The organism is Micromonospora chokoriensis, assembly GCF_900091505.1.
GTDB lineage: Bacteria > Actinomycetota > Actinomycetes > Mycobacteriales > Micromonosporaceae > Micromonospora > Micromonospora chokoriensis.
Genome location: NZ_LT607409.1, coordinates 381,021 through 394,038 on the forward strand (window position 1 = coordinate 381,021; position 13,018 = coordinate 394,038).

A 13,018-nucleotide genomic window follows, 5' to 3' on the forward strand; every position below is an offset into this window, starting at 1 on the left:
GTTCTCAGTCCACCCCGGCCAGCTGTTTAGCCTGGTCGAAGACGTCGTCCAGCATCTTTGGCGTCAACCGCCCGGTGAAGGTGTTCTGCTGGCTGACGTGGTAGCTGCCCAGCAGGTCCGGAGCGGCTGTGCCGGACCAGTGTGCCCCATGACCGAACGCCGGTCGCGGGCTGGGCGGTCGCAGCCCGTACACCTGACGCAGCACCGGCCACCACGCAGCCCAGGCGAATGCGCCCAGCGCGACCACGACGCGCAGCGTGGGCCGGATCAGCGAGACCTCGCGGTGCAGCCAGGGTGCGCAGGCGTCCCGCTCCCGGGGGGTCGGCTTGTTGTCCGGCGGTGCACATCGGACCGCCGAGAAGATCCGGATGTCGCGCAGGGCGAGCCCGTCGTCGGCGGCGACGCTCGTCGGCTGGTTGGCCAACCCCGCCCGGTGCAGCGCGGCGAACAGCACGTCACCGGACCGGTCGCCGGTGAAGATCCGACCGGTGCGGTTGCCGCCGTGCGCCGCGGGCGCCAGCCCGAGGATCGCGATCCGCGCGTCGGCGGCGCCGAAGCCGGGCACCGGCCGCCCCCAGTATTCCTGGTCACGGAAGGCGGCCCGGCGGGTGCGGGCCACCTCCTCCCGCCACTCGACCAGCCGGGGGCAGGCGAAACAGTCGCTGACACCCGCGTCGAGGTCGGCCAGGTCGGCCGCCCGCGCTGCGCGGGCGACCACCTGTTCCGGGGTACGCGACTCAGCCAAGCTTGGCCCGGAAGAGTTCCAGGGTGCGGGCGAAGGCACTGGAGGCGGCGCGCTGGTCGAACGCCTCCGGCCGGTCGTCGTTGAAGAAGGCGTGCGCGGTGCCCGGGTAGTCGTAGAGGTGGCAGTCGCCGCCGGCCTCCTCGATGGCCCGGCGGGCGGTCTGCACACCCTCGGCGGCCGAGGTGCCGTCCTCTTCGGAGCAGTGGATGACAGCGGCCTTGCCGGCGTAGTCGGCCCAGTCGGGACGCATCGAGTCCCAGGGCAGCACGGGGTAGAAGCCGGCGGTGGCGACGATCCGCTCGGAGATGGTGGCCGACCAGAGCGCGAGGCTGCCACCGGCGCAGAAGCCCACGGCACCGACCTTACCGGTGACCTCCGGCCGTCCGGCGAGGTAGTCGGCCGCACCGGCGATGTCCTTCGCCGCCTCGTCCATCCGCATCGCCATCAGGAGGCGCTGCGCCTCGTCGGGTTCGCTGGCCGTCTCGCCGTGGTAGAAGTCCGGGGCGAGGGCGACGAAACCGGCCTCGGCGAAGCGGTCCGCCACCGACCGGATGTGCGGAACGAGGCCCCACCACTCCTGGATCACGATGACGGCAGGGCTGGCCATTCCGCCGGCGGGTATCGCGAGATACCCCTCGCTCGTACCCCCGTTGCTGCGGTAGCTCACCATGTCGCCCATGGGCCGTCCTCCTAGCGGTCAGTCATCGTTGGCTGGTCGCCCAGTGGTCCTACGTGCCGGTAGCCTGCCACGCCGCGCGGCCCTCGGGAAGACGCCGGAACAGTGGCATTCACCTCCTGTTCGCCGGCCGGTGACCGCTGGCACGCCGACGGCGGCGGGATCCACTCCCGCCGCCGTCGATGCTGGCTGTCCTCGCTGGTCAGGCCCTCATGGCCTTCGTGGCCCTCATGGCCCTCATGGCCTTCGTGGTCACGCCTTCTTGGTCAGGCAGAGCACGTAGCCGGTCTTGCCCGGCTCGATGCTGGAGAAGACGTACCCCTCCTCGCCCTGCTTGAAGAACTGGTCGCAGGCGGTGCCGGCCTGGGCCTGGGCCTGGCTCTGGTCGTTCACCCGACCGACCACCGTGTACGCGGCGTCGGTGGAGGTGCAGGACACGACCTTCGCGCCGTCGACCTTCTTCTGCTTGGTGCCGGTGACCTCGGGCAGCTCGGCGATGCAGTCGCCGGCCTTGGCGTCAGCCGTCTCGTCCTTGTTGAAGTAGTTGCCGATCGCCGAGGCGATGCCGAACTTCAGGCCGGCGATGACGACGACCGCGAGGATCGCCCCGATGATGCCCAGCGCCTTCTTGCCACCGGACTTCTCCGCCTCCGGCTTGGCCACGTCGGGCGCCCCTTCACCCGGGGCGATCGTGTTCGGGGCGGCCGCATCCGGCGCAGGGGCGCTCGGCGCGGCCGCATTCGGCGCGGGGGTGCTCGGCGCGGGGGTGCTCGGCGCGGGGGTGCTCGGCGCGGAAGCATCCGGCGCGTTGGTGGTCGGCGCGGAAGCATCCGGCGCGTTGGTGGTCGGCGCGGAAGCATCCGGCCCGGAGGTGGTCGGGGCGGCCGCATCCGGCGCGGCCCCGGCCGGCTTGGCCGTCTCCGGCTGGGCCGGCGTCGGCTGCGGCGTCTCGACGGCCGGCTGGGGTGCTGCGGCGTCGGGCGCGGAGGGGGGTGCGACCTGCTCTGGCACTGTGGTTCCTTCCGAGGGGTTGATGAGCAGACGACACCGTAACGATCATTGATTTCCGGTGCCGTCCCGCCCGCCTCGTCCGTTCAGCTATTTCCCAGCTTCATCGACATGATCCAGTTCACACCGTCACTCACCTCGTCGCGGTCGGCGTCGGTGCGCCACTCGGCGTCCCGGTGGAGCCCACCGAGGGTTCGCCGGAGGCCGTCTCGCTCGGCTGCGGCGCACCGGGCGTACCCGCGTTGGCGCTCGGCTCCGCCGTGGTGCCGGCGCCAGGCGCGGCGGTCGGCGTCGTCGCCGGGGCGGCCGGTGGCGTGAGCGGTACTGTCGCACCCGGGGCGCGCGGCCCGAAGGGCGCCTGCTCGGGGCAGTACGGGTACGGCCGCAGCAACGGGTTGCCGTACTCGTCGATCTGACCGCCGCAGTCCGGATAGCCCAGCCGGATCGGGTTGCCGTTCTGGTCGAAGAGTCGCGCGTCCTCCACCAGACGACCCTCACGGTCGTAGACGTAGACGTCCCGGATCTGGCTGTACTGGCTGTCGACCGAGGTCTGGTCGTAGTAGTAGTCGCGGTCGAGACGGTCCTCCGCGTGGCCGAGCGCGGCGAGCGCGAACACCACCAGGACGAACGTGCCGCCGTGCAGTGCCCACCGGGGCCAGCCGGCCAGCCGGGCGGATCGGCGACCGATCCAGATCGAGGCCAGCACGAACGCGCCGAGCATGATCAGGCCGGCGAGCAGTTCCCCGCCGAACCGGGGCAGCAGCCCGTAGCTTCCATTGGTGCTCATCATCGTCACGAGCATCGCCGCCAGGTAGCCGCGCAGCACCCACCAGGCAGGTCGCAGCAACCGCAGGAACTCGCTCGCCGTCTCGTACCCGAACGCCGGGCCGAGTCGGACGTCGATCGCGCGCAGCCGGGCGCGGACCCGGACCATGGCGGTGGCGACCCGCTGGTCGAGGTTGCGTCCACCGACGCTGGCGGCGCCGGCCGCGGCGCGCAGTTCGGCGGCGTACGTCTCGGGCTCGCCCAGCCGCTCGACGAGCGTGCCCCCGGACTCGGCGGCAACCTCGGCGAGGTGGTCGGCGAGATCCTCGGTCAGCTCGTCGCGTTGGGTGGGCGGCAGGTCGGCCAGAGCGGCCCGGACCCGCGCCACGTAGTCGGTGATCTCCTGCTCCGTGACGGTCATGCCGCCAGCCCCCGATCGTCGAGCAGAGTGTCCATTGTGGTGGCGAACGAGCGCCAGAGTTTGCCGGAGCGGGTCAACTGGTCACGCCCCGCGGCGTTGAGTGAGTAGTACTTACGGTGCGGCCCGGATTCACTCGGCACGACATAGGTGGTGAGCAGGCCGGCGGCGAAGAGACGGCGAAGCGTCCCGTAGACCGAGGCGTCGCCGACCTCCTCCAGGCCAGCCTCGCGCAACCGGCGCAGGATGTCGTACCCGTAGCCGTCCTCCTCCCGGAGCACGGCAAGGACGGCCAGGTCCAGCACGCCCTTCAGTAACTGTGTGGTGTCCACGCATTGGAGACTAGTGTGCAATGCGAAGTAGCGTCAACGATCTCGCCCCGACACGCCGACCTGAACGCGGGGCACGGACGGCCGAGCGCACGCCACCCGAAGATCCGGGGCACGGGAACGGCACGTCCGGCACGGGCCGGGCCGGGCCGCGTCGGGCCGGGCCGCGTCGGGCCGGGCCGGGTCAGGTCGGGCCGGGCCGGGCCGGGCCGGGCGTGATCGACTCGGGTTCGGCGATATTGGGGTGTCCTGACGGGGTGGATACCGCGTTTTCGGCGAAGGCGAGTCGATCAAGCGGCTAGCGGGAGTCGATCAAGCGGCTAGCGGGCGGCGGGGTGGAGGCTCCAGGCGATGCCGTCGAGGATGTCGTGCTCCGAGGCGACCACGGAGGGCATTCCGGCCCGCTCCATGATCACGCGAAGCACCAGCGCGCCGGCGCCGATCACGTCGGCCCGGCCCGGGTGCATCACCGGGTTCGCCAGCCGCTGCGCGCGGGTCTGACCCAGCAGGTCCGCCGTCACCTGGGCGACCGCCTCGTACGACACGCGGGCGTGGTGGATGCGCTCCGGGTCGTACTCCTGAAGGTTCTGTGCGATGGCGACCACTGTGGTGACCGACCCGGCGAGGCCGACCAGTGTGGCCGCCTCCCGGCCGGGCACCGCGGCGAGCGCCCGGTCCACCGCGGCGGCGATGTCGGCCTGTGCGGCGGCGACCTGCTCGGACGTCGGCGGGTCGTCGGGCAGGTGCCGCTCGGTCATCCGGACACAGCCGATGTCCACCGAGATCGCCGCGCGCACCCCGGCTTCCCGGTCGCCGACGACGAACTCGGTGGAACCGCCGCCGATGTCGACCACCAGGAAGGGTGCCTTCGCGTCGGCCGGAAGCCCGCGCACCGCACCGGTGAACGACAGCCGGGCCTCCTCGTCGCCGGTGACCACCTCGGGCGCGACACCAAGGGTGCGCTGCACCATCTCGGTGAAGTCGGCCGCGTTGGCGGCGTCCCGGGAAGCCGAGGTGGCGCACATGCGGACCCGCTCCGCGCCCAGCTTCTCGATGTCGGCGGCGTACGACGCCAGCGCCACCCGGGTGCGCTCGATCGCCTCCGGGGCCAGTCGACCGGTGCGGTCCACGCCCTCACCGAGTCGGACGATCTCCATCCGGCGGGTCAGGTCGACGAGCGGTGCCGGCGGCCCGGCCGCGTCGTCGGGCAGGTCGGCGACCAGCAGTCGGATCGAGTTGGTCCCGCAGTCGATGGCCGCCACACGCGTCGTCACGGCAGCAACCTTACGGCAGGCCGGGCGGCCCTCCGGCGGACCGGCACGGCGGCGGGCACGTCGCGGGCGGGTCGTCCGACAGGCCCCGCAGCAGATTCGCGCCGAGCGTCGTCAGGTGATGTCGGACCGCCCCACCCTCCCGTTCGCTGACCACCAGACCGGTCGCCCGCAGCGCGCTGGCGTGCTCCGAGGCCGAGGAGAGGCTGATGCCGACCGCCCGGGACAGCACCGTGGTGGTCAACCCGCCCTCGGCCGCGAGCCGGCGCAGGACCAGCGCCCGGGTGACGCCGATCAGCCGGCCGAGGGCGTCACCGTCGGCGGTGGCCGGGCGCGCGGGCATCGACGACGGGTAGACGAGCAGGATGGGGTGCCCCGGCTCGACCAGGACCCGTGGTCGGGGCCCGGCCAGCGGCGATGGCAGCAGGAGCAGCCCGTGACCGGTGCCGGGCAGGTCCCCGTCCCACCACGTCTGTATCTCCAGCACCGGCTCCCGCCAGCTGATCGCCGGGTGCAGGCCCGCGAAGAGGCCGGCGAGGCCGTGTTGCGCCAGCCGTTGGCTGGCACAGGTCACCTGCTGGCGGTACGCGGAGACCAGCTCGGACCAGTGCGGCGCGAGGACGGCGTCGAACCAGGTGCGGACGGCCCCGCCGAACAGGTCCAGCACCTCCGGGTCGGCCGCCGCGAACCGCCGCCGCAGCGGGGTGGCCGCCACGTCCCCGTACGCGGCGACGACCTCGTCGCGTACCCGCCGTGCCGGGGTGGCCTGGATCGCCGCCAGGCCGGCGGTGACGGACTCCACCCCGTCGAAGGGTGTGACGAAGTCCGGCAGACGCCCCCGTGCCGGCAGCAGGTGTCGCAGGATCGCGGTTGCGGCCTGGGCGGTCCCGGTGGTCTCCACAGCTGCCGCTCGCTCGGCCAGGGCCGGCGCCATCATCGCGACCGTCGGGTCGCGCAGCCACTGCCCGGCCAGCAGCGCGGTGCCGACCGGGTGCAGCCGGTCGCCGAAGCGCACCCGGCAGAGATCCGCCGACCCGAGATGGAGGCGAAGCATGGGAGACAGCCTGCCCTGCTTCGCCCAGGACCGAAAGGGTTGTTTCCCGAGTCGGCCACCTCCAGGGTGGACGGCGGGGTCGACGGGGGGTGGCCGACGTGCGGCCGACGGTGGCAGTGTTGACGGGGCTCTGCCTCACCGTCGTCGTTGCAGCTTGTGCTGAGCGGGGGCAACCCTCGTCGGCCCCGACCTCCGCGGCGAGCTGACGCCCGTCGGCTACAGACGCAGCAGCATCCGGGTGTTGCCCAGCGTGTTCGGCTTGACCCGTTCCAGGTCCAGGAACTCCGCGACACCCTCGTCGTACGAGCGCAGCAGCTGCTCGTACACGGGTTGCGGCACCGGTGCGCCGTCGATCTCCCGAAAGCCGAACGCGCCGAAGAACCGCGTCTCGAAGGTGAGCACGAAGATCCGCGCCACGCCCAGCTCCCGGGCCGCGTCGATCAGCTCGCTCACCAGCCGGTGCCCGATCCGCTGACCGCGACACGACGGGTCCACCGCTACCGTGCGGATCTCGGCCAGGTCCTCCCACATCACGTGCAGCGCGCCGCAGCCCACCACGACGTCGTCCTCGGCGCGGACCGCGACCCGGAACTCCTGCACCTGCTCGTAGAGGGTGACGGTGGCCTTGCTCAGCAGCCGCCGGTCGTTGGTGTAGGTGTCCACCAGCCGCCGGATGCCCCGGACGTCCCCGGTGCGGGCCCGCCGGACCGTGATCTGCTCCGCAGTCGGCGCGCTCACTCGTCCGCCGGCACGTCCACGCACGGGCCTGCGGCCCACCAGGGCTCGACCAGCTCCAACGTCTCGTCGCCGAACGGGTTGACCCCGGGGCCGGCGCCCAACGCGTGCCCCAGGTGCACGTGCAGGCACTTCACCCGGCCGGGCATCCCGCCGGCCGAGATGCCGGCGATCTCCGGCACGTCACCGATCGCCTCCCGGCGGGCCAGGTAGTCCTCGTGCGCGGCACGGTAGTGCGCGGCCAGCTCGGGATCGGTGGTCAGGCGGTCCGCCATCTCCTTCATCAGCCCGGCCGACTCCAGCCGGCTGCACGCCGCCGTGGCCCGGGGGCAGGTCAGGTAGTAGAGCGTGGGGAACGGCGTGCCGTCGGCCAGGCGGGGGGTCGTCTCCACCACGTCCGGCAGGCCGCACGGGCACCGGTGGGCGACCGCCCGGGTGCCCCGGGGCGTGCGACCGAGCTGCGCGGCCACCGCGGCCAGGTCGGCCTCGGTCGCGGGCTCCCGCTGCGGCAGGGGTACGGAGTCCGCCGCCGGCTCCGACGGTGGTACGACAGTCACGGTGCCCATCTCTCCTGGTGCGCTGATCGGTGGTTCACTTGCCCGGCTGCTGGCTGTCGGCTGCCCGCACGCTCGACCAGAGCGTGTCGTACCAGGTGGTCGGCCCGGGCGGGGGCGTCGAACCGGACTTCCCGGCGTCCCGGGCGGCGCCCTCCGGGTCGTGCAACACGACCATCATCTTCTCGCCCGGCTCGCCCATGAAGAACCGCTCCCGAGCCTGCGTCTTGATGTACTCCTTGTCCTTCCAGTTGGCCGCCTCGGCGGTGAGCTTGGCGATCTCCGCCTCCTGCGCCGCCTGGGCCGCCTCCATGCGCTCGATGTCGGCCTGCTGGTCCAGGTAGACCCGGACCGGGTAGGTATAGGCGAGCGCGAGCGCGATCAGGACCGCGAACAGCACTGTGGCCCGACCGGTGAAGCGACGGGGGTGGGGTGCGACGAGCCGCTTGACGGTCCCACCGGCGGCGGTACGCCGGGCGGCGGCCGGACGGTTCGCCGAGCGCACCCCCTCGGCGCCCCGGGCCGCGCCCGGTGCCCGACCGGCGGCGGTACGGGGTTCGGCGCGGACGCCGGCCTCCCGCACCGATCCCCGCGTGGAGCGGCCTCCGCCCGGCCGGCCGGACTGACCCGGCCGGCGGGCGGGACGCTGACCACCCGGTGTGCGGCGCTGCTGCATCGTCACACCCCTCCCCCGAGGCTTCGTGCGTTACAGGGTTTGTCGGGAAGCCCCGTGGCGGGGCTTCCCGGCAGCGTCTCAGGCCGAACGGTAGCGCGGGAACGCGCCGGCGCCCGCGTAGCGCGCCGCGTCGGCCAGCTCCTCCTCGATCCGGAGCAGCTGGTTGTACTTGGCGACCCGGTCCGAGCGGGCCGGCGCGCCGGTCTTGATCTGGCCACAACCGGTGGCGACCGCCAGGTCGGCGATGGTGGTGTCCTCGGTCTCGCCGGAGCGGTGGCTCATCATGCACATGAAGCCGGCCCGGTGGGCCAGGTCCACCGCGTCCAGGGTCTCGGTCAGCGAGCCGATCTGGTTGACCTTGACGAGGACGGCGTTCGCGGACTTCTCCGCGATGCCACGGGCGATGCGCTGCGGGTTGGTGACGAACAGGTCGTCGCCGACGATCTGCACCCGGTCGCCGATCGAGGCGGTCAGCGTCTGCCAGCCGCTCCAGTCGTCCTCGGCCAGCGGGTCCTCGATCGACACGATCGGGTACTCGTCGGCCAGCTTGGTGTAGTAGGTGCTCATGTCCTCGGCGGACTTCGCGGCACCCTCGAAGGTGTAGGTGCCGTTGTCGAAGAACTCGGTGGCCGCCACGTCGAGCGCGAACACGATGTCGGTGCCGAGCCGGTAGCCGGCCTTCTCGACCGCCTCGGCGATCAGGTCCAGGGCCGCCGCGTTCGTCGGCAGGTTCGGCGCGAAGCCGCCCTCGTCACCGAGGCCCGTCGACAGGCCCTTCTTCTTCAGCACCGACTTGAGCGCGTGGTAGACCTCCGCGCCCGAGCGCAGCGCCTCCCGGAAGGTGGGAGCGCCGATCGGCGCGATCATGAACTCCTGGATGTCGACGTTCGAGTCGGCGTGCGCGCCACCGTTGAGGATGTTCATCATCGGCACGGGCAGGAGGTGCGCGTTCGGGCCGCCCAGGTAGCGGAAGAGGCTCAGCTCGGCGCTGCCGGCAGCGGCCTTCGCCACCGCCAGGGAGACCCCCAGGATGGCGTTCGCGCCCAGCTCCGACTTGCTGTCGGTGCCGTCGATGTCGAGCATCTTCTGGTCGATGAGCCGCTGCTCGCTGGCCTCGTACCCGATGATCTGGTCGACGATCTTGTCTTCGACGTTGGAGACCGCCTTCTCCACGCCCTTGCCCTGGTAGCGGTCGGCGTCACCGTCGCGCAGCTCGATCGCCTCGAACGCGCCGGTGGAAGCGCCGGAGGGCACCGCGGCGCGAGCCACCGTGCCGTCGTCCAGGCCGACCTCGACCTCGACAGTGGGGTTGCCCCGCGAGTCGAGAATCTCCCGGGCGACGATTCCCTCGATGGTTGCCACTGAGTCGCTCCTCGTTGTTGTGATCCGGTCCGTGGGTGGGCCGCGACGGTGCGGCTGAGGCAGGTGTTGAACGCAGCGTATCGGGCCACGGGAAACGGCACGGCGTCGCCCGCGCACCCGAGTCGCCCCGCACTGACGGACATTCCCGGATTTCCGGGCGTCAACCGGCAACGGGTTTGCGCTGCGCGGACCAAATCCACCAGGCTGGTCGCCATGCCCGCCGCCTCGACCACCCTCCGCATGCTCGCCGTGTCGGTCATCGCGTCGCTCACGGTCACTGGCTGTCAGACATTCGAGGACGCCGGAGTCGCCATGGGTCGCTCGGAACTGGTCAACGACCTCGCCGCCCGACTCGACCGGGCGTTGGAGTTGACGTACTCGGCCGACTACCAGCTACCCGGCGGCCAGAGCGCCGCGATCGTGCAGGCGCAGGACCCGGCCCGCTCCGCGTACACCTATCCGGGTGGGCGGCTCACCGTCACACCGGAGGCGATCACCCGGTGCACGACCACCGGCGCCCGGCCCGAGTGCACGCTGGCCACCCCGCCCACCCCGGGCGGCAAGCCCACCGTGACGCTCTTCGGCGAAGCCAACCAGCAGGGGCTGGTCACGCCGCCGGTGGTGGTCGGGCTGCTGACCACCGCCGCGCTCGACCCACAGGCGGTCATCAAGCAGAGCGACACCACGATCGCCGGACACCACGCCACGTGTGTGAACGTCCAGAGTTCCTCCGGTGACTTCACCGCCTGCGTGACCACCGAGGGTGTGCTCGGCAGCTTCACGGGGCCGGTCGACGGCAAGCCGATGGAGCTGGCGTTGAGCCGCTACTCCGCGACCGTGGACGCCGACGCGTTCGACCCGCCGGCCGGTGCCGGCGTCGTGGACAGCCGCCCGGGAGGGTCGTGACCGGCCCGGCCGCCGCTGCCGGGCTCGACGGACCCGCGTGGGCACGACCCGCCGGTTTCCAGCCCGGGGCCGAGCGAGGGCGGCTACCCACCTCCGGCGACCTGGCCCTACCGGTGACCGGCGCGAAGCTGCTGACCGCCGCCGACGGTCGACCACTCCGCGTCGCCGACCTGCCCGCCGACACCGAGTGGGTGCCGCTGGGCACCCTCGACGGGGTGCCCGCCTGGGCCACCGATCTCACCACCGCCGGCACCCTCCCCGGCCGGGCACTCGGCTGGGCGTCGCTCGCCGCCGAGGTGCCGGAGCCGCACGCCGCGCTCGCCAGCCGGGCGTTGGCGGTGATCACCTGGCGGCGTACCCACAGGTGGTGTGGCACCTGCCGCGCCGAACTGACCGACCAGCCGGGCGAGACCGCGCGGCGGTGCCCCGACTGCGGCCTGTACGTCCCGATGCAGCTCTCCGCCGCGGTGCTGGTGGCGATCACCCGGCCCGGCCCGGCGGGTCACGCCGACGAGCTGCTGCTGGTGCGGCACGCCACCGGACCGACCGGGCTGTGGGCACTCGTCGCCGGCTTCGTGGAGGCCGGCGAGACGCTGGAGGCGGCCGTGCACCGGGAGGTCGGCGAGGAGGTCGGGTTGCCCGTCGACCGACTGGCGTACTTCGGCAGCCAGCCGTGGGCGATCTCCGGCCCGGGCGTGCTGCTCGCCGGTTTCACCGCCCGTGCCGCCGACCCGCACGCCGAGCCGGTGGTCGACGGTCGGGAGCTGACCGAAGCGCGGTGGTTCGGCGTGGATGCGCTGCCGGCGGAACTGCCGCCCGCGTACTCCATCTCGCGCTGGCTGATCGACGCGACGGTGAGCGCCGCACGGGCCTGAACCCGCGCGGACCCTCAGACGCCGAGCAGGGTACGCAGGTGGCGCGGCGGCGGGCAGTCGTGGGACAGCATCGCGTCGTGCCAGTCTCGCACCGACACCCCGTCGGGGCGGGCAGCGGCGATCTCGGCGACCTCGCTGTAGCCGACGAAGTAGGTGGAGAGCTGGGTGGAGGTGAGCAACGCCCGACGCCACTTGCCGGCCGCCTCGCCCTCCTCCTGGAAGCCGCGCCCGGTCATCAACGCCATCGCCTCCGCCTCGGGCAGGTCCTCGGCGTGCACCAACTGGTCGAGAAGCGCGTTGATGGTCATCCGGAGCTGCATCTTGAGCTGCTGCAACCGCACCGGCAGGCCACCGAAGCCCAGGCCCGTCATCAGCTCCTCCGCGTACACCGCCCAACCCTCGATGAACGGGCCGGACTCGGCCAGCGCACGGACCCGGGTGCCGCCGACGTAGCGGCGCGCGTGGGCGAGCTGGAGGAAGTGCCCCGGCATCGCCTCGTGCACGGTCAGGTTGCGGATCATGTGGTCGTTGTACTCCCGGTAGAACGACTCGACGCGCTGCGCCGGCCAGCCCGCCGGGGTGGGCGCGATGCAGTAGAAGGTCGGCACCGCCGCGGTCTCCAGCGGGCCGGGCGCGTCGCAGTAGGCCACCGCGACACCCCTGGCGAACTCCGGCATCTCCTGGATCACACACCTGTCGTCGACCAGGGTGACCAGGTCGTGGGCGCGGACGAAGTCGGTCGCCTCGTCCAGTGTCACAGCGGCCAGCTCGACGATCGTCGCGTCGTCCGGGTGCTCGGCGGCGAGCAGGTCCAGCGCCCTGCGCACCGCGGCGTCGTCGGCCGGGCCACCGACCAGCTCGACGGCCGCCTCGCGGATCTCCGCGGTGACCCGGTCCAGGTTGGCCCAGGCACGGCGCTGGATCTCGGCGGCGCCCAACTCGGTGTCGAGGGTGTGCCACAGCCGGGCCTCCCAGCGGCGGCGGCCCAGCCGGGGGTCACGTCCGGGGCCCGCGTCGGCGGCCAGGCCGGCGCGCAGCCACGCGACGAACTCCTCGATCGCGGCGATCGCCTCGGTGGCCGCCGGCTCGACCCGGTCGAGGCCGTTCGGCGCCTGGGCGAGCAGGGCCGGCAGCTCGTCGCGGATCAACGCGGCCGTGCCGGCGAACTGCCCGACCGCCGTCTCCGCATGGATCCGCGGCATGTCGCGCAGCATCGAGCGGGCGGTGGCGAGGGCGTCCGGTACGGCGGCGAGCCGACCGGCCAGTTGGGTCAGTCGCACCTCCGCCGGGGCGTACGCGCGGGTCAGCAACGGGTGCAGGAGCGAGCCGGGGTTGTGCCACAGCGGGTTCCACTCGTGCGACCGGATCTCGGTCAGCTCGAACAACTCCCGGTCCACGAAGGAGGACAGCAGCGCGTGGTCGACCTGCTCGTCCACGTCGAGCGAATCCGGGTCCAGTTCGGACAGCGCGTTGGCCGCGTCGGAGAGCATCGCCCGATCGGCCGCGAGCCCGTCGGGGGACAGATCAGGGAGCCGGTCGTCGAACCGGTGGTCGCCGGCGGCGGTGGCCACCCCCGGCCGCGACTCCAGCAACGCCTCGACAACCCGCTCGGCCAGCACCCCAAAGGCTTCCACCCGGCCCACC

General features: G+C 72.6%; 14 protein-coding genes. 2 read left to right on the forward strand and 12 right to left on the reverse strand.

Going from position 1 to position 13,018, the window contains the following annotated elements; translation table 11 throughout:
- Positions 1-4: 4 nt before the first annotated feature.
- The 11 genes from GA0070612_RS01725 to eno form a co-directional block, all read right to left on the reverse strand.
- A complete protein-coding gene (locus GA0070612_RS01725; protein WP_088986308.1) occupies positions 5-718 on the reverse strand; it encodes a uracil-DNA glycosylase in 714 nt (237 codons plus the stop codon).
- Between the two features lie 19 nt (positions 719-737).
- Positions 738-1,424: a dienelactone hydrolase family protein gene (locus GA0070612_RS01730; RefSeq protein WP_088986309.1), complete on the reverse strand. Its 687-nt coding sequence runs from the start codon at positions 1,422-1,424 to the stop codon at positions 738-740.
- Between the two features lie 249 nt (positions 1,425-1,673).
- Positions 1,674-2,432 carry an LppU/SCO3897 family protein gene (locus tag GA0070612_RS32330; protein WP_157742399.1) on the reverse strand — a complete coding sequence of 253 codons (759 nt, stop codon included), beginning with the start codon at positions 2,430-2,432 and terminating at the stop codon, positions 1,674-1,676.
- Positions 2,433-2,562: 130 nt separating this feature from the next.
- A complete protein-coding gene (locus GA0070612_RS01745; protein WP_088986311.1) occupies positions 2,563-3,615 on the reverse strand; it encodes an HAAS signaling domain-containing protein in 1,053 nt (350 codons plus the stop codon).
- A complete protein-coding gene (locus tag GA0070612_RS01750; RefSeq protein ID WP_088986312.1) occupies positions 3,612-3,944 on the reverse strand; it encodes a PadR family transcriptional regulator in 333 nt (110 codons plus the stop codon). The genes GA0070612_RS01745 and GA0070612_RS01750 overlap by 4 nt, the downstream gene beginning before the upstream one ends.
- 317 nt (positions 3,945-4,261) lie before the next feature.
- Positions 4,262-5,203, reverse strand: a complete 942-nt coding sequence (locus GA0070612_RS01755; protein WP_088986313.1) for a Ppx/GppA phosphatase family protein — start codon at positions 5,201-5,203, stop codon at positions 4,262-4,264.
- Positions 5,204-5,225: 22 nt separating this feature from the next.
- The gene (locus tag GA0070612_RS01760) at positions 5,226-6,266 is read right to left on the reverse strand and encodes an ArsR/SmtB family transcription factor (RefSeq protein WP_157742400.1); all 1,041 of its coding nucleotides are present in this window, start codon (positions 6,264-6,266) and stop codon (positions 5,226-5,228) included.
- Positions 6,267-6,482: 216 nt separating this feature from the next.
- Entirely contained in the window at positions 6,483-7,004 is a 522-nt protein-coding gene (locus GA0070612_RS01765) for an amino-acid N-acetyltransferase (protein WP_088986315.1), read from the reverse strand.
- Entirely contained in the window at positions 7,001-7,558 is a 558-nt protein-coding gene (locus GA0070612_RS01770) for a DUF501 domain-containing protein (protein ID WP_088991206.1), read from the reverse strand. The genes GA0070612_RS01765 and GA0070612_RS01770 overlap by 4 nt, the downstream gene beginning before the upstream one ends.
- A 34-nt stretch (positions 7,559-7,592) precedes the next feature.
- Complete coding sequence (locus tag GA0070612_RS01775) at positions 7,593-8,231, reverse strand: FtsB family cell division protein (protein ID WP_088991207.1); 639 nt, start codon at positions 8,229-8,231, stop codon at positions 7,593-7,595.
- 78 nt (positions 8,232-8,309) lie between these two features.
- Positions 8,310-9,593 carry a phosphopyruvate hydratase gene (gene eno, locus GA0070612_RS01780; RefSeq protein ID WP_088986316.1) on the reverse strand — a complete coding sequence of 428 codons (1,284 nt, stop codon included), beginning with the start codon at positions 9,591-9,593 and terminating at the stop codon, positions 8,310-8,312.
- A gap of 213 nt (positions 9,594-9,806) precedes the next feature.
- On the opposite strand from eno, the gene GA0070612_RS01785 reads away from it, so the two are divergent.
- Together GA0070612_RS01785 and nudC are read left to right on the forward strand one after the other, a co-directional pair.
- Positions 9,807-10,499 carry a hypothetical protein gene (locus GA0070612_RS01785; RefSeq protein WP_088986317.1) on the forward strand — a complete coding sequence of 231 codons (693 nt, stop codon included), beginning with the start codon at positions 9,807-9,809 and terminating at the stop codon, positions 10,497-10,499.
- Positions 10,496-11,374: an NAD(+) diphosphatase gene (gene nudC, locus GA0070612_RS01790; protein ID WP_088986318.1), complete on the forward strand. Its 879-nt coding sequence runs from the start codon at positions 10,496-10,498 to the stop codon at positions 11,372-11,374. Before GA0070612_RS01785 ends, nudC begins: the two co-directional genes overlap by 4 nt.
- Before the next feature lie 14 nt (positions 11,375-11,388).
- Here the strand turns inward: nudC and GA0070612_RS01795 are convergent, their stop codons facing one another.
- Positions 11,389-13,008: a DUF885 domain-containing protein gene (locus GA0070612_RS01795; protein WP_088991208.1), complete on the reverse strand. Its 1,620-nt coding sequence runs from the start codon at positions 13,006-13,008 to the stop codon at positions 11,389-11,391.
- Positions 13,009-13,018 lie beyond the last annotated feature (10 nt).

Coding starts and splice junctions, on each gene's coding strand:
- GA0070612_RS01730 (WP_088986309.1), bottom strand. CDS start 1,424: ATGGGCGACATGGTGAGCTACCGCAGCAACGGGGGTACGAGCGAGGGG.
- GA0070612_RS01745 (WP_088986311.1), bottom strand. CDS start 3,615: ATGACCGTCACGGAGCAGGAGATCACCGACTACGTGGCGCGGGTCCGG.
- GA0070612_RS01760 (WP_157742400.1), bottom strand. CDS start 6,266: ATGCTTCGCCTCCATCTCGGGTCGGCGGATCTCTGCCGGGTGCGCTTC.
- GA0070612_RS01775 (WP_088991207.1), bottom strand. CDS start 8,231: ATGCAGCAGCGCCGCACACCGGGTGGTCAGCGTCCCGCCCGCCGGCCG.
- GA0070612_RS01785 (WP_088986317.1), top strand. CDS start 9,807: ATGCCCGCCGCCTCGACCACCCTCCGCATGCTCGCCGTGTCGGTCATC.